Below are 15827 nucleotides of genomic sequence, written 5' to 3'. Positions count from 1 at the left end.
GCGGCGCCATCGGGCGCCGCGGTTTCTGTACAGGCAAGAAGGACATTGAACGATGGCAACGATCACAGCAGCGATGGTCAAGGATCTCCGCGAATCGACCGGCGCGGGCATGATGGATTGCAAGGCAGCGCTGACCGAGAACAACGGCGACATGCAGGCCGCGCAGGATTGGCTGCGCAAGAAGGGCCTGTCCAAGGCCGCCAAGAAGGCCGGCCGCGTGGCCGCCGAGGGCCTGATCGGCGCGCTGACCTCCGGCACCAAGGGCGTGCTGGTCGAGGTCAATTCCGAGACCGACTTCGTTGCGCGCAACGAGCAGTTCCAGGGCCTGGTCAAGATGATCGCCCAGGTCGCGCTGCATAACGGTGCCGATGTCGAGACGATCAAGGCGGCCAAGGTCGGCGACGTCACCGTCGAGACCGCGATCTCCGACGCCATCGCGACCATCGGCGAGAACATGACGCTACGCCGCGCCGCCTCGCTCGAGGTGAGCAAGGGCGTGGTGTCGAGCTACGTCCACAACGCCGTCGTCGAAGGCGCCGGCAAGATCGGCGTGATCGTGGCGCTGGAGTCCACCGGCAAGACCGACGAACTCGCAGTGCTCGGCCGCCAGCTCGCCATGCACGTCGCGGCGGCGAAGCCGCTGGCGCTCGATCCGGCCGGGCTCGATCCGGAGACCGTCAAGCGCGAGAAGGACGTACTGGCCGACAAGTACCGCCAGCAGGGCAAGCCTGAGAACGTCATCGAGAAGATCGTCGATTCCGGCCTGAAGACCTACTACAAGGAAGTCTGCCTGCTCGATCAGGCCTTTATCCACGACAGCGGCAAGTCCGTTGCCCAGGCGGTGAAGGAAGCTGAGGGTAAGGTCGGCGGGCCGATCAAAATCGCTGGCTTTGTGAACTATGCTCTCGGTGAGGGAATCGAGAAGCAGGAAAGCGACTTCGCCGCCGAAGTCGCTGCCGCCAGCGGCAAGAAGTAACCGCTGACACCAAGGCGTCCGGCGCGCGCGCCGGAGGCCTGCCTGCGCGGGATGAGAAAGCGATCGCATCATGGCTGAGCCGATCTATCGTCGCGTGGTGATCAAGCTGTCCGGCGAATATCTGGCCGGCTCCCACGGGTTCGGTATCGATCAACCGACAGTCGACCGTGTGGCCGACGACCTGATCGCGGCCCGCAAGCTCGGTGTCGAAGTCGCGGTCGTGATCGGCGGCGGCAACATCGTACGCGGCGTCGAGGTGTCCTCGCGCGGCGTGTCGCGGCCGACCGGCGACACCATGGGCATGCTTGCCACCATGATGAACTGCCTCGCGCTCGAGGCGGCGATCGAGCGCAAGGGGACCCCGGCGCGGACCTTGTCGGCATTCGTGATGCCGGAGATTTCCGAGCTGTTCACCCGTAGTGCGACGCACAAATATCTCGCCGAGGGACGCATCGTCCTGCTCGGCGGCGGAACCGGCAACCCGTTCTTCACCACCGATACCACCGCCGTGCTGCGCGCGGCCGAGATCGGTGCAGAGGCGGTGCTGAAAGCCACCAATGTTGACGGCGTCTACAGCGCCGATCCGAAGAAGGACCCCAAAGCCAAGCGCTTCGACCGCCTGACCCATTCGCAGGCGATCGAGGGCGGCTACAAGGTCATGGACGCGACCGCTTTCGCACTTGCCCGCGAGACGTCGCTGCCTATCATCGTGTTCTCGATCGCGGAGCCCGGTTCGATCGGTGCGATTCTGCGCGGTACCGGACACGGCACGGTCGTCGCCGGCTGATCGCCGCGCCTCCGGGCGTCGACAGCCGGTTTCTAGTAAAGGGAGAAGCGTCATGGCCGCAGCTGGTTTTGACATCAACGACGTGAAGCGCCGCATGCAGGGCGCCACACAATCGCTCAAGCACGAGCTCGGCGGTCTGCGTACCGGCCGCGCCGCAGCCTCCATGCTGGAGCCGGTCCAGGTCGAGGCTTACGGCTCGCATATGCCGCTCAACCAGGTTGCGACCATCAGCGTGCCCGAGCCGCGGCTGCTCTCGGTGCAGGTCTGGGACAAGACGATGGTGAAGGCCGTGGAGAAGGCGATCGTCGACTCCAACCTCGGCCTTTCGCCGGCAACCGAAGGACAGGTGCTGCGCCTGCGGATTCCCGAACTCAACGAGGAGCGCCGCAAGGAGCTGGTCAAGGTCGCGCACAAATACGCGGAAGCGGCCAAGGTCGCGGTACGCCACGTGCGCCGCGACGGCCTCGACGTGATCAAGAAGCTCGAGAAGAATCACGAGATCTCCGAGGACGATCAGGAGCGCCTGTCGAACGAAGTGCAGAAGGCGACCGACGGCGTGATCGCCGAAGTCGATCAGCTGCTCGCCGCCAAGGAAAAGGAAATCCTGACGGTCTGAAGGCGCTACGGGAAAGAGCAGATGTCGAACGCCGCCGCCCCAGCAACTGACGGACCGGATCGCTCCGGCAGCCCGTTGCATGTGGCGATCATCATGGACGGCAACGGGCGCTGGGCCGCCTCGCGCGGCCTGCCGCGCGTCGAGGGCCATCGCCGCGGCGTCGAGGCGCTGCGCCGCGTGGTGCGTGCGGCCCATGAACTCGGCATCGCCTATCTCACGATCTTTTCGTTCAGCTCGGAAAACTGGTCGCGGCCGGCCAGCGAGATCGGCGATCTGTTCGGCCTGCTGCGCCGCTTCATCCGCAACGATCTGGCGACGCTGCATCGTGACGGCGTGCGGGTGCGCGTGATCGGCGAGCGCGCCGGGCTCGATCCCGACATCTGCGCGCTGCTCAACGAGGCCGAGGAGCTGACGCGGAATAACGTCAAGCTCAACCTTGTGGTCGCCTTCAATTACGGCTCGCGGGCGGAGATCGCTGCCGCCGCGCGGCGCCTCGCGCGCGAGGTCGCCGAAGGCAAGCGCGACGCCGACTCCATTGATGCCGATACGCTCGGGCAATATCTCGATGCGCCCGACATTCCGGACCCCGATCTGATCATCCGCACCAGCGGCGAACAGCGGCTGTCGAACTTCCTGATGTGGCAGGCCGCCTATAGCGAGCTCGTGTTCGTGCCGATTCACTGGCCGGATTTCGACAAGGCGGCGCTCGAAGGCGCGATTGCGGAATACGGCAAGCGTGAGCGCCGGTTCGGCGGCCTCGCCGCGAAAACCGGCTCGTGAGCGAGGGCGAAGCCGCACCGGCGGCAGCAAGCGAGCAGTCGCCGGCGGCAGCAAGCGAGCAGGGGTCGCGCAACTTCGCGATACGCGTGGTTGCGGCGCTGGTGCTGGCGCCGGTTGCGATCGCGCTGGCCTATCTGGGTGGCATCGCATGGTCGCTGCTGGTGACGCTGGTTGCGGTTGGGTTGTTCGCGGAATGGCTCATGGTCACCGGGCTCGGACGCGAGCTCCGCGTCATGGTGTCCGGTGTTGTCGCGCTGCTGCTCGCCGGACTTTGCCTGATCGCCGGCCGCATCGATGCGGCGCTGGTGGTGCTCGCCGTCGGTGCGGTTGTCGTGGCGCTGACCTCGGGCGTGCGGCGCAACTGGGCCGTCGCGGGATTGCTCTATGCTGCGGCCGCCGAGATCGCATCGGTGCTGCTGCGTCTCGATACGGCGAAGGGCTTTGCCGCGCTGATGTTCGTGTTGCTGATCGTGTGGGTCACCGACATCGGCGGCTATTTCGCGGGCCGCAGCATCGGTGGACCGAAGCTTTGGGTGCGGGTCAGCCCCAAGAAGACATGGGCTGGCGCGGCCGGTGGTTTCGTCGCGAGCCTGTTGGTTGCGGCCTGCTTTGCCGCCTTCGAGATCGGCACAGCCGGGCCGCTGCTGATGCTCGGCGCCGTTTTGTCGGTGGTCTCGCAACTTGGCGATCTCTTCGAATCCGCTGTGAAGCGGCGGTTCGGGGTGAAGGATTCGAGCCACATCATTCCCGGCCATGGCGGCCTCTTGGATCGCCTGGACGGATTTGTCGCGGCCGTCATTGTGGCGGCGATTTTCGGCTTTCTCCGTGGTGGCGCCGATGGCGTCGGACGCGGTCTTATGGTTTGGTGATGAGATGAGCGCAGTTCCGTTGCGTAACAACAAGGCCGCGGCGGCATCCGCAGCGCGGTCCGTGACCGTCCTCGGTGCCACCGGCTCGATCGGCGACAGCACGATGGATCTGCTGCGTGGCGCGCGCGACCGTTACCGGGTCGAGGCGCTGACCGCGAACAGCAATGTCGAGGGACTGGCCAAGCTCGCCAAGGAGTTCGGCGCGCGGTTCGCTGCGATTGCCGATCCGGCGCGGCTTTCCGAATTGAAGGACGCGCTGGCCGGAACCCGGATCGAATGCGGAGCCGGGGAGAGCGCGATCATCGAGGCGGCCGCGCGGCCGGCGGATTGGGTGATGGCCGCGGTCAGCGGCGCTGCCGGATTGAAGCCGGCGCTGGCCGCGGTCGATCGCGGCGCAACCGTTGCGCTCGCCAACAAGGAGTGCCTGGTCTGCGCCGGTGACATCTTCATGGAGCGGGCCAAGAAGGCCGGCGCCTGCATCCTGCCGGCGGACTCCGAGCATAATGCGCTGTTCCAGGCGCTGGCATCCGGCAATCGCGAGGAACTGACGCGGGTGATCATCACGGCGTCCGGCGGGCCGTTCCGCACCTGGGCTCCCGCCGACATCGAGCAGGCGACGCTGGAACAGGCGCTCAAGCATCCCAACTGGAGCATGGGGCAGAAGATCACGATCGATTCCGCCTCGATGATGAACAAGGGCCTCGAGGTGATCGAGGCGTCCTACCTGTTCGCTTTGGCGCCCGACGAGATCGACGTGCTGGTGCACCCGCAGTCGATCATCCACGGCATGGTCGAGTTCTCCGATCGCTCCGTGATGGCCCAGCTCGGCACGCCCGACATGCGGATCCCGATCGCGCATTGCCTCGGCTGGCCGGACCGGATCGTCGGCCCGTCCGCCAAGCTCGATCTCGCCAAGATCGGACAGCTCACCTTCGAGGCGCCGGACTTCCAGCGCTTCCCGGGGCTGCGGCTCGCTTACGAGGCGCTGCGGCTCGGCAATGGCGCGACGACGGTCTACAACGCTTCGAACGAGATCGCGGTCGCGGCGTTTATCGCCGGCAAGATCAAGTTCGGCGCGATCGCCCGGCTGGTCGAGGCGACGATGAACGATTGGATCAGGTCGGGGAATCGGCCACCACTGAATTCGGCGGATGATGCGATTTCCGTTGACCATATCGCGCGAAATAAAGCTGCCGCCCTATTGCCTCAAATTGCCTTAAAGGCAACCTAGAGGGTTGGGGACGGAGCCTATGGCTCTTGTCGAGGGGAATTCGAATGCCCGAGTATTTTCTTCATAGTATCAATGCGTTGAGCCATGGGCTCCTCGGTTATATCGTTCCCTTTCTCTTCGTCCTGACCATCGTTGTTTTCTTTCACGAGCTCGGCCATTTCCTGGTTGCGCGCTGGGCCGGCGTGAAGGTCCTGACGTTCTCGCTGGGGTTCGGGCCGGAGCTTGCCGGCTTCAACGACCGGCATGGCACACGCTGGAAGATCTCCGCGATTCCGCTTGGCGGTTACGTCAAGTTCTTCGGCGACGACAGCGAGGCGTCGACGCCGTCGACGGAGACGCTTGCCGCCATGACGGCAGAGGAGCGCGAAGGCAGCTTCCATCACAAGTCGGTCGGCAAGCGCACCGCGATCGTCGCGGCCGGTCCGGTGGCGAACTTCATCCTCGGCGCCCTGATTTTCGCGGGTATGGCGCTCTATTACGGCAAGCCCAGCACGATCGCCCGGGTCGATGGCCTGGTCGCCGAGAGCGTCGCTGCGAACGCGGGCTTCAAGGTCGGTGATGTCGTCGTCGATATCGACGGCAGCGCGATCCAGAGCTTCGCCGACATGCAGCGGATCGTAGCTTCGAACGCAGGTTCAGAGCTTGGCTTCAAAGTGAAGCGGGACGGCGCGGTCGTTGCGCTGAAGGCGACACCGGCGCTGAAGGAGGTCAAGGACCCCTTCGGCAATGCCCACCGAATCGGCGTGCTCGGAATCGAGCACAAGGCTCAGGTCGGCGAAGCATCCAGCGCTCCGGTCGGCGTCTTTGAAGCCATGAAGATCGGTGTCGAGCAGGTTTGGTACATTATTTCGAGCACCTTCAAGTTCCTGGGGTCGCTGTTCGTCGGGACCGGCAATCCGGCCGAGGTGAGCGGGGTCATCGGAATCGCGAAGCTGTCGGGTCAGGCCGCGAGCGCCGGGTTCCAGTTCGTTGTCAATCTTTGCGCCATCCTCTCGGTCTCGATCGGGCTGTTGAATCTGTTCCCGATTCCGCTTTTGGATGGCGGACACCTCCTGTTCTACAGTGCGGAAGCGCTTCGTGGACGCCCGCTTTCAGAGCGGACGCAGGAGGTGGGTTTCCGAATCGGGCTGGGTTTGGTTCTGATGCTGATGGTGTTTGCGACGTACAACGACATCCTCAGAATCGCTGGGTCCTGAAACGGGGCTTTTCTGTGGCGTTGCCAATGGGCAACGTCTTGGTATGAAAATGGAAATGTTCAGCTGTAGTAAGTTTGCCCCCTTGGCAAAGTTGGCTACAAGCTGAGCGGCAGGTTGGGAATCTGTCGGGTCGTTGGGGAACGGTCCGGCATTGCGAAAGATAAGGGCGCGTTGCGCATGATGTTTGGAATGCGAGTGAGGGGGGGGCTGTTCGCCGCCTTGGTCATGTTCGCCGCGCCGGTGGCGGCCACCTTGGCGGCCGTTGCTGTCTCTGCGCCTGCGCTTGCGCAGACGGTCGATTCGATCACGGTGGAGGGGAACCGCCGCGTCGAGCTCGAAACCATCCGTTCCTATTTCCATCCCGGACCGGGCGGTCGGCTGGGCCAGGCCCAGATCGACGACGGCCTGAAAGCGCTGATCGAGACCGGCCTGTTCCAGGACGTCCATATCGATCAGCGGGGCGGGCGCCTCGTCGTGGTCGTGGTCGAGAACCCGGTGATTGGCCGCGTTGCCTTCGAAGGCAACAAGAAGGTCAAGGACGAGCAGCTCACCGCCGAAGTCCAGTCCAAGCCGCGCGGCACCTTCTCGCGCCCGATGGTACAGTCGGATGCCCTGCGCATCGCCGAAATCTACCGCCGTTCGGGCCGCTACGACGTGCGGGTCAATCCGCAGATCATCGAGCAGCCGAACAACCGCGTCGACCTGATCTTCGAGGTCAATGAAGGCGTGAAGACCGGTGTGCGGTCGATCGAGTTCATGGGCAACAATGCCTACTCGGCGTCCCGCCTGCGCGACGTCATCAAGACCCGCGAATCAAACCTGTTGAGCTTCCTCGGCGGCAACGACGTCTACGACCCCGACCGGGTCGAGGCCGACCGTGACCTGCTGCGCCGCTTCTACCTCAAGAACGGCTACGCCGACGTTCAGGTCGTGGCCGCGCTGACCGAATACGATCCCGACAAGAAGGGCTTCCTGGTTACCTTCAAGATCGAAGAGGGCCAGCAGTACCGCGTCGCGGCCGTCAACTATACGTCGTCGATCGCAACGCTCGATCCGAACGCGCTGCGCTCGTTCTCGCGCGTCAATATCGGCTCGCTCTACAACGCCGAGGCGCTGGAGAAGTCGGTCGAGGAGATGCAGATCGAGGCGTCGCGCCGCGGCTACGCGTTCGCGGTGGTCCGTCCGCGCGGCGATCGCAATTTCGACAATCACACGGTGTCGATCACCTTCGCGATCGATGAAGGTCCGCGCACCTATATCGAGCGCATCAACATCCGCGGCAACAGCCGCACGCGCGACTACGTGATCCGCCGCGAATTCGATATCTCGGAAGGCGACGCCTACAACCGTGCGCTGGTCGACCGCGCCGAGCGCCGGCTGAAGAACCTCGACTTCTTCAAGACGGTGAAGATCACCACCGAACCCGGGTCCTCCAGCGATCGCGTCATCCTGATCGTCGATCTCGAGGAGAAGTCGACCGGCGACTTCTCGGTGTCGGGCGGCTATTCGACCACCGACGGCGCGCTGGCTGAAGTCAGCGTCTCCGAGCGCAACCTGCTCGGCCGCGGCCTGTTCGCCAAGGCGTCGGTGACCTACGGCCAGTATGCCCGCGGCTACTCGCTGTCGTTCGTCGAACCCTACCTGCTCGACTATCGCGTCGCGCTCGGCCTCGATTTCTACCAGCGCCAGCAGCTGTCCAACAGCTACATCGCCTACGGCACCAAGACGCTCGGCTTCAGCCCGCGCCTCGGCTTCAGCCTGCGGGAAGATCTGTCGCTGCAGCTGCGCTACTCGATCTATCAGCAGGAAATCACGCTGCCGTCGACGCTCAACAACTGTAACAACAATCCCTTCCTGGCTGACGGTGTAACGCCCAATCCTGCGTTCAATCCGAGCCCGGCCTATGCGAACCTGAACGGGATCAGCCTGGTGTCGACCAACGGTCTCGGCTGCTACAGCGATGGCGAAGCCTCGCTGCCGGTCCGCAAGGAGCTGGCGGGTGGCAAGACCCTGACCTCGGCGCTGGGCTACACGCTCAACTACAACACGCTCGACAACAACAAGAACCCGACTGACGGTCTGATCATCGACTTCAAGCAGGACTTCGCCGCGCGTCGGCGGCGACGTCAGCTACATCAAGAGCGCGATCGACGCGAAGTACTACACCCCGCTGGTGTCGGACATCGTCGGCGTGATCCACGCCCAGGGCGGCATCCTGAACAAGCTCGGCACCCAGGATCTGCGCATGCTGGATCACTTCCAGATGGGCCCGAACCTGGTCCGCGGCTTCGCGCCTAACGGCATCGGTCCGCGTGACATCAACCCGTACGGCACCATGGACGCCATCGGCGGCACTAAGTACTGGGGCGTGTCGGCGGAACTGCAGATGCCGTTCTGGTTCCTGCCGAAGGAAGTCGGGCTCAAGGGCGCGGTCTATGCCGACGCCGGCGGCCTGTACGACTACCAGGGGCCGCAGTCGTGGGTGGCGACAGGCGAAGTCAACACGCCTGGCTGCGTGAAGCCGACGAACAACCCGCCGTCTCCGGGTACCTGCCTTGGCCTTAGTTTTGACGACAGCAAGGTTGTCCGTACCTCGGTCGGTGTCGGCCTGATCTGGCAGTCGCCGTTTGGTCCGCTGCGCTTCGACTACGCTGTACCGCTGACCAAGGGTGCGTATGACCGCGTGCAAGAATTCCGGTTTGGCGGCGGTACGACTTTCTAACACCGCTGCTCGACCGGACTGCGACGGATGGAATGGCGCAGCCGATCTTCTTCAAGAGTCCTCCTTCGTCATCGCTGGCTGAAATTGCCGCGCTGACGAAGGCGCAACTGGTCGACCCCGAAAGGGGCGCGCTTCAGATCAGGGGGCTGGCCTCGCTCGACGAGGCCGGTCCGATGCATCTCGCGTTTTTCGACAATCTCAAATACGCCGACCAGCTGGCCGCGACCAAGGCCGGCGCCTGCCTGGTCAGCCCGCGTTTCGAGGCGCAGGTGCCGAAGGGCACGGCGGTGCTGCGCGCTGCGAAGCCGTTCCAGGTGTTCGTCGAGCTCGCCCGCGAATGGCACGCCGATGCGCTGCGGCCGCAATCCTGGTTCGGGACCGAGGGCATCGCCCCGTCGGCGATCATCGATCCCACCGCGCGCCTCGAGGACGGCGTCATCGTCGATCCGCTGGTCGTGATCGGCCCGCGGGTCGAGATCGGCTCCGGCACCATCATCGGCGCCGGCGCGGTGATCGGCGCCGACGTCAAGATCGGCCGCGACTGCAATGTCGGCGCCAAGACCACCATTCAGTTCGCGCTGATCGGCAACAACGTGCTGATCCACCCGGCCTGCAATATCGGCCAGGACGGCTACGGCTTCATCTTCTTCGGGCCGGCAGGGCACGTGAAGGTGCCGCAGACCGGCCGCGTGGTGATCCAGAACAATGTCGAGGTCGGCGCTGCCTCGACCATCGACCGCGGTTCCCTGCGCGACACCGTGATCGGCGAGGGCACCAAAATCGACAACCAGGTCCAGATCGGCCACAATGTGACCATCGGCCGGCACTGCCTGCTCGCGGCCCAGATCGGGCTCGCGGGCAGTCTGACGATCGGCGACAATGTCGCGCTCGGCGCCAAGGTGGGCATCAACAACCACCTCAAGATCGGCGACGGCGCCCAGGTGACGGCGATGAGCGCGGTCAAGGACGACATTCCGGCCAATGGTCGCTGGGGCGGGCATTTCGCCAAGCCGACCAAGCAGTGGTTCAGGGAAATTATCGCGGTGGAGCGCCTGGTGCGCGACAACGAAGCCAAAGGCAAGGAACAGGAGTGATGGAGGAGGCACCGGTCAAATTCGAGCTCGTGGATATCAACGATATCCTGAAGACGCTCCCGCATCGCTTTCCGATGTTGCTGATCGACCGCGTGATCAAGATCCGCACCGACTACAGCGGTATCGGCATTAAGAACGTCACTTTCAACGAGCCGCCGTTCCAGGGGCATTTCCCGGATCGCCCGGTGTACCCGGGCGTGATGATGATCGAGGCGATGGCCCAGACCGCCGGCGTGATCGGCATCAAGTCGGTCGAGGGCACCGAGAAGCCGCGCGCGGTGTATTTCCTCACCATCGACAAGTGCAAGTTCAGGAAGCCGGTGATGCCCGGCGACACCATCGAGTACCACATGCGCTCGCTCGGCCGCCGCAAGACGATGTGGTGGTTTCACGGTGACGCCAAGGTCAACGGTCAGGTTGTCGCCGAGGCCGATGTCGGCGCGATGCTGACGGACTAAAGCAGTTTCAAGTCGCCGAGGTCACGACCTCCTGCAAGCATATCGGCCGTCCGCGCCGGCGATCCGCAGGACGCGGTTGAGGAAGATGCCCATCGATGGTGCGATCATCAGCGAATCGTAGGTTTCTTCAGGCACGCCGCAATAATGCTGGTAGCTGCCCCTGACCGCGACCAGCAGCGTGCGTTCGCCCGCGCTGTAGCAGACCCGCTGGACGATCGTGCTGCGGTTGATGTCGCGGCAGTCGAAGGTCGAGAGATCGACACTCGTGCTGTTGCCGAGATCGACGGTCTCCGGCCCGATCGGCGCGGAGAACAGGCTGAGGATCAGTGCGGCGGCCCGGACCATGGATTGGTTGCGACCTTCTCGTTTGCAACAGGTCGTCATCATACGTCACTGGACAGGGCGGGCAAAGTCGCGCTAACGACCGCCGAAACCGAAAGCATAGCTCCTTGGCGCCACTCACGAATTCCGGACCGTAACGACATGAGCATGATCGACCCCACTGCGCGGATTGCGGATGGCGCTGTGATCGGGGCCGGCACCGAGATCGGTCCGTACTGCATCATCGGCCCCAACGTCGTGCTGGGCGAGAACTGCAAGCTGATCGCGCATGTCACGATCAGCGGGCACACGAAGATCGGCGCCGGTTGCATCATCTCGCCGTTTGCCGCGCTCGGCGGGCCGCCGCAGGATCTCAGCTATCGCGGCGAGCCGACCCGTCTCGAAGTCGGCGAGGCCTGTACGATCCGCGAAGCCGTGACGATGAATGTCGGCACGGTCAAGGGCGGCGGGCTCACCCGCGTCGGCGATCGCGGCTTCTTCATGAACAACAGCCATGTCGGCCATGACTGCATGGTCGGCAACGGCGTGATCTTCGCGACGTCAGCGACGCTCGGCGGCCACTGCGAGATCGGCGACTTCGTCTATATCGGCGGCCTGTCGGCGGTGCACCAGTTCACCCGCGTCGGCTCGCAGGTGATGATCGGCGGCGTCTGCGGCGTGCGCGGCGACATCATCCCGTTCGGGTTAGCCAACGGTCAATACGCGGTGCTCGAAGGGCTCAACATCATCGGCATGCGGCGTCGCCAGTTCACCAAGGCGCGACTGGCGACGGTGCGCGCGTTCTATCAAAAACTGTTCCACGGTCCCGGCATCTTCGCCGAGCGGCTGGCTTCGGTGCAGCCGCTGGCGGGTGAGGATCCTGCGATCGCGGAAATCCTCGCCTTCATCGAGGGCGGCAAGCTCCGCCCGCTCTGTCTTCCCGCCGATACCAACTGAGCAGGGGATGGCCGCCAGCATGACGTCAGCGGCTTCCTCGCTTTCCTCGCCCGTCGGCGTGATCGCCGGCGGCGGCGCCATGCCGTTCGCGGTTGCCGATCAGCTCACCGCGCGCGGCATCACGCCGGTGCTGTTCGCGCTGCGCGGTGCCTGCGATCCGGCGCGCGCGCAGCGGTTTCGTCACCGCTGGATCTCGGTCGGCCAGCTCGGACGCGCGACCCGGCTGTTCCGCGACGAAGGATGCCGCGACCTGATCTTCATCGGCACCCTGGTGCGTCCCGCGTTGTCGGAGATCCGGCTCGACTGGGGTACGCTGCGTCTGCTCGGCCATGTCGTGCGTGCGTTCCGCGGCGGCGACGATCATTTGTTGTCGAGCGTCGGCCGCATCCTCGAGCAGCAGGGATTTCGCATGGTCGGAATCAAGGATGTCGCGCCCGATCTCCTGATGCCTGAGGGCGCCGTGACACGCACGACGCCGGACTCGAGCGCGCTCGCCGACATCGCGCGCGGACGCGGCGTGCTCGATGCGCTTGGACCGTTCGACATCGGTCAGGCCGCTGTGGTGATCGACGGTCACGTGGTTGCGGTCGAAGACATCGAAGGCACCGATGGGCTGTTGGCGCGGGTGGCGCGGCTGCGCGCCGACGGCCGCATCCGCGCCAATGCCGGCCGCGGCGTGCTGGTGAAGGCGCCGAAGAGCAAGCAGGATCTCCGCTTCGATCTGCCGACCATCGGTCCACGCACGGTCGAGGGCGCGGCCGCGGCGGGCATCGCCGGGATCGCCGTGATCGCCGGCAACACGCTTGCCGCCGATCCGCAGGCGCTGATCGAGGCCGCCGACGCCAAAGGGCTGTTTGTCATCGGACTGGCGGGCTGATGCAGGCGCGCAGTCCCAGCAGCCGCCGCAAGATCTTCCTCGTCGCGACCGAGGAGTCCGGTGACCGCCTCGGCGCGGCACTGATGAAGGTGCTGCGCCAGCGCCTCGGCGATGCCGTGCAGTTTTCCGGCGTCGGTGGCCGGGAGATGACGGGCGAGGGCATCGATCCCCTGTTTCCGATCGAGGAGCTCTCGATCATCGGCTTTGCCGCCGTCGTGAAGCAATTGCCGAAGATCCTGCAATTGATCCGGCGCACTGCCGATGCCGTGCTTGCCGATGCCCCTGACATGCTTGTCATCATCGACAGCCCCGACTTCACCCACCGCGTCGCCCGCCGCGTCCGTGCGCGCAACCCGAACATTGCGATCGTCGACTATGTGTCGCCATCGGTCTGGGCGTGGCGGCCGGGCCGGGCGCGCGCGATGCGAGGCTATGTCGATCACGTGCTCGCGCTGCTGCCGTTCGAACCGGAGGAGTATCGCAGGCTGCAGGGACCGCCATGCAGCTATGTCGGGCATCCCCTCACCGAGCAGCTCACTTCGCTGCGGCCGAACGAGGAGGAACAGAAGCGGCGCGATGCGCAGCCGCCGGTCCTGCTGGTTCTGCCCGGAAGCCGGCGCAGTGAGATCAGGCATCATCTGGCGCTGTTCGGCGCGGCGCTCGGCCAGCTCAACAAGCAAACCCCGTTCGAGCTCGTGCTTCCCACCATGCCGCATCTCGAGGCCATGGTGCGCGAAGGCGTCGCGTCGTGGCCCGTGGCGCCGCGGCTCGCGGTCGGCGAAATCGAGAAGCGCGCCGCGTTCCGCGTGGCCCGCGCGGCGCTCGCAAAGTCGGGCACGGTGACGCTGGAGCTCGCGCTATCAGGCATCCCGATGGTGACGGCCTATCGCGTCGGTGCCGCCGAGGCATTCATCCTGCGCCGTGCGATCCGGGTGTCGTCGGTGATCCTCGCCAATCTCGTGATCGGCAGCGACATCATTCCCGAGTTCCTGCAGGAGGACTGCACGCCGGACAAGCTCGCGCGCGCGCTGGGCGATGTACTCGCGGATTCGCCCGACCGTCTGCGGCAGCTCGTGGCGTTCGCGACGATGGACGGGAAGATGTCGACCGGCGACCAGCCGCCAAGCGTCCGCGCCGCTGACATCGTGCTGGCGGAGATGGACCGGAGTTCGACCTAGTCATTCGCTCAACGTGTCGTCAGTGGGGGGCTTGGTTTGACCCGTAGTGGTCTGTTTTGAGATCGGCTGTGGCCTGTCTCCAGAGTGTGCAATTTTGCTCAGGCACGCGGGACATCTGAGTTTACCATTGCTTGCCTCCCGCCGGATCATCGGCGGCAATGGAGGGGAAGTCATGAAAACCCGCTACACAGTGGCATTATCGATGCTCGCAGGCGTTGCGGTTGGTGCGCTCGCAATTCAAGGCCTTCACGCGCAAGCCAAGCCGGCTGTCTACGTTATCGCGGAAATCGACATTTCGAACCCCGACGCCTACGCGAAGGAGTTCCTACCGCTCGTTCAGGCGAATCTCGGCAAGGCGCTTGCCACGGGAAAGCCGGTTACCATCAGCGGAGAACCAGCGAAGTCGCGCGTCACTGTGCGGCTCTACGATAGTATGGAAGCAGCTAAGGCGGCTTACGATTTGCCAGCGTACAAGGAAGCTCGCAAGATTGGTGACAAGTACGCCACATTCCACATTTTCGCCGTCGAAGGCTTGCTGAAATAGCCCCCGCGCCAGAAGCGCCATTGGGGGCCGCCTCAGTTGGCGGCCTCTTTCATTTTTTGTCGAGATCGAATCCAGTTTGGATCGCGGCTGGAGTGTCCCTCGGCTCAGCGAGAGACACAATTAAGTCCACCCAGAGTTTCAGCGCTTTCCAACTTTTCCCCGACAGCTCGGGATTTGCAGCGCAACCGTCCCTTCCGGCAAAGGCAGCGTTGCGCGCGGGATAGAGGGCCCACCGCCTCCAGCGAAGTGTTGCGCTTCGGCTGAGTATTGCCCTGAGCGACGCGTAGTTCTTGGGGGAACATCTATCGCTGCAAAGGATGCGACGGACACATCACGGCAACCGACGAGCCGGACTGGCTCTAGCCGACGGATTCCCGGAGCGTCCTCGCCTTGACTAGACTCTGTCACGAGGCGTCACCGAGGGTGGCCGGTTTTGATTTGGCGAGTGGCCTATTTCGGCCAGTACCCGTCAGCGGGCGGCATACTGCCGCAACGGTTCCGCTTGCTTCAGAGATTTAGGCCGTACTAATATTAGCGATAGCTAATATTGGTACGGAGCCTCGCATGAAGATCGATCCTGTCGCCTATGTCGGAGCTGTTGTTCGCGAAGTCGCCGTCCGGGAACGCGACGGCAAGCCGGCGCGGGCTGTCATCGCGGCTCGCGGCTACGACACCGACATCGCTGATCTCTGGGACGCGCTGACCAATCCTGAGCGCATTCCGCGCTGGTTCCTGCCGATCTCGGGCGATCTGAGGCTCGGCGGCCGCTATCAGTTCCAGGGCCAGGCGGGCGGGGAAATCACGACGTGCGAACCGCCGCGCCGGCTCGTGGTGACCTGGGAGGCGATGGGTGCCGTCAGCTGGGTCACCGTGACCTTGGCCGACGATGCCGCCGGCGGCACACGGCTCGAGCTGGAGCACCTTTCGCTGATCGAGGGGGACTTCTGGGATCGTTACGGACCCGGCGCGGTCGGTGTCGGCTGGGACCTCGCCTTGATCGGGCTTGCGCTCTATGTCGCCGCAGGCCCTGGCGGGCAGTTCGACCGGGCGGCCGCGGAGGCATGGCCAGGCTCCGCGGACGGCAAGGATTTCATCCGCCGCAGCAGCGCGGACTGGTGCAGGGCCTCGATTAAGGCGGGAACGGACGAGGCGGCGGCACACCGGGCCGGCGCCAACACGACGGCGTTCTATTGCGGCGAGCCTGAACCGAGTGGAGGCTAG

At 64.6% G+C, this 15827-nt stretch carries 15 protein-coding genes and 1 pseudogene; 15 read left to right on the top strand and 1 reads right to left on the bottom strand.

The genetic code is table 11. The annotated features are described in order from the left end of the window. Window positions 1-52 precede the first annotated feature (52 nt). From tsf to fabZ, 10 genes and pseudogenes are all read left to right on the top strand, one after another. Window positions 53-976 carry a translation elongation factor Ts gene (gene tsf, locus ACVIGB_RS09145; protein ID WP_456722913.1) on the top strand — a complete coding sequence of 308 codons (924 nt, stop codon included), beginning with the start codon at window positions 53-55 and terminating at the stop codon, window positions 974-976. A gap of 70 nt (window positions 977-1046) precedes the next feature. Continuing rightward, entirely contained in the window at window positions 1047-1763 is a 717-nt protein-coding gene (gene pyrH, locus ACVIGB_RS09140) for a UMP kinase (RefSeq protein WP_092114611.1), read from the top strand. Window positions 1764-1815: 52 nt separating this feature from the next. Then, the gene (gene frr, locus ACVIGB_RS09135; protein WP_028334007.1) at window positions 1816-2379 is read left to right on the top strand and encodes a ribosome recycling factor; all 564 of its coding nucleotides are present in this window, start codon (window positions 1816-1818) and stop codon (window positions 2377-2379) included. Window positions 2380-2400: 21 nt separating this feature from the next. Continuing rightward, window positions 2401-3159, top strand: a complete 759-nt coding sequence (locus ACVIGB_RS09130; protein ID WP_456722914.1) for an isoprenyl transferase — start codon at window positions 2401-2403, stop codon at window positions 3157-3159. Then, window positions 3156-4028 (top strand): phosphatidate cytidylyltransferase, encoded by an 873-nt coding sequence (locus tag ACVIGB_RS09125; protein WP_456722915.1) that lies wholly within the window; start codon window positions 3156-3158, stop codon window positions 4026-4028. Before ACVIGB_RS09130 ends, ACVIGB_RS09125 begins: the two co-directional genes overlap by 4 nt. A 4-nt stretch (window positions 4029-4032) precedes the next feature. Beyond that, window positions 4033-5259 (top strand): 1-deoxy-D-xylulose-5-phosphate reductoisomerase, encoded by a 1227-nt coding sequence (gene dxr, locus ACVIGB_RS09120; RefSeq protein WP_456722916.1) that lies wholly within the window; start codon window positions 4033-4035, stop codon window positions 5257-5259. Window positions 5260-5303: 44 nt separating this feature from the next. Continuing rightward, window positions 5304-6455, top strand: coding sequence for an RIP metalloprotease RseP (gene rseP / locus ACVIGB_RS09115; RefSeq protein ID WP_092114608.1), 1152 nt, complete (start codon window positions 5304-5306; stop codon window positions 6453-6455). 177 nt (window positions 6456-6632) lie between these two features. Further along, window positions 6633-9177 (top strand): annotated as a pseudogene (gene bamA / locus ACVIGB_RS09110) (outer membrane protein assembly factor BamA). 32 nt (window positions 9178-9209) lie between these two features. Next, entirely contained in the window at window positions 9210-10271 is a 1062-nt protein-coding gene (gene lpxD, locus ACVIGB_RS09105; RefSeq protein WP_092114606.1) for a UDP-3-O-(3-hydroxymyristoyl)glucosamine N-acyltransferase, read from the top strand. After that, window positions 10271-10729, top strand: a complete 459-nt coding sequence (fabZ, locus tag ACVIGB_RS09100; RefSeq protein ID WP_016841580.1) for a 3-hydroxyacyl-ACP dehydratase FabZ — start codon at window positions 10271-10273, stop codon at window positions 10727-10729. The genes lpxD and fabZ overlap by 1 nt, the downstream gene beginning before the upstream one ends. Window positions 10730-10750: 21 nt before the next feature. Here fabZ and ACVIGB_RS09095 read toward each other — a convergent pair whose 3' ends face one another. After that, a complete protein-coding gene (locus tag ACVIGB_RS09095) occupies window positions 10751-11074 on the bottom strand; it encodes a KTSC domain-containing protein (RefSeq protein WP_456722918.1) in 324 nt (107 codons plus the stop codon). 138 nt (window positions 11075-11212) lie between these two features. Here ACVIGB_RS09095 and lpxA point away from each other — a divergent pair, with 138 nt between their 5' ends. From lpxA to ACVIGB_RS09070, 5 genes are all read left to right on the top strand, one after another. Further along, window positions 11213-12007: an acyl-ACP--UDP-N-acetylglucosamine O-acyltransferase gene (lpxA, locus tag ACVIGB_RS09090; protein ID WP_456722919.1), complete on the top strand. Its 795-nt coding sequence runs from the start codon at window positions 11213-11215 to the stop codon at window positions 12005-12007. Between the two features lie 19 nt (window positions 12008-12026). Further along, a complete protein-coding gene (locus ACVIGB_RS09085) occupies window positions 12027-12884 on the top strand; it encodes an LpxI family protein (protein ID WP_456722920.1) in 858 nt (285 codons plus the stop codon). Next, the gene (gene lpxB, locus ACVIGB_RS09080) at window positions 12881-14062 is read left to right on the top strand and encodes a lipid-A-disaccharide synthase (protein WP_456725210.1); all 1182 of its coding nucleotides are present in this window, start codon (window positions 12881-12883) and stop codon (window positions 14060-14062) included. The genes ACVIGB_RS09085 and lpxB overlap by 4 nt, the downstream gene beginning before the upstream one ends. 172 nt (window positions 14063-14234) lie before the next feature. Further along, complete coding sequence (locus ACVIGB_RS09075) at window positions 14235-14606, top strand: DUF1330 domain-containing protein (RefSeq protein ID WP_456722921.1); 372 nt, start codon at window positions 14235-14237, stop codon at window positions 14604-14606. Between the two features lie 564 nt (window positions 14607-15170). After that, on the top strand, window positions 15171-15827 hold the full coding sequence (locus ACVIGB_RS09070) for an SRPBCC family protein (RefSeq protein ID WP_456722922.1): 657 nt from the start codon (window positions 15171-15173) through the stop codon (window positions 15825-15827).

The sequence above is a fragment of the Bradyrhizobium sp. USDA 4341 genome (assembly GCF_054063755.1).
Note: the sequence above shows the minus strand (reverse complement) of the source record. Positions and strands in the feature narration are given on the sequence as shown.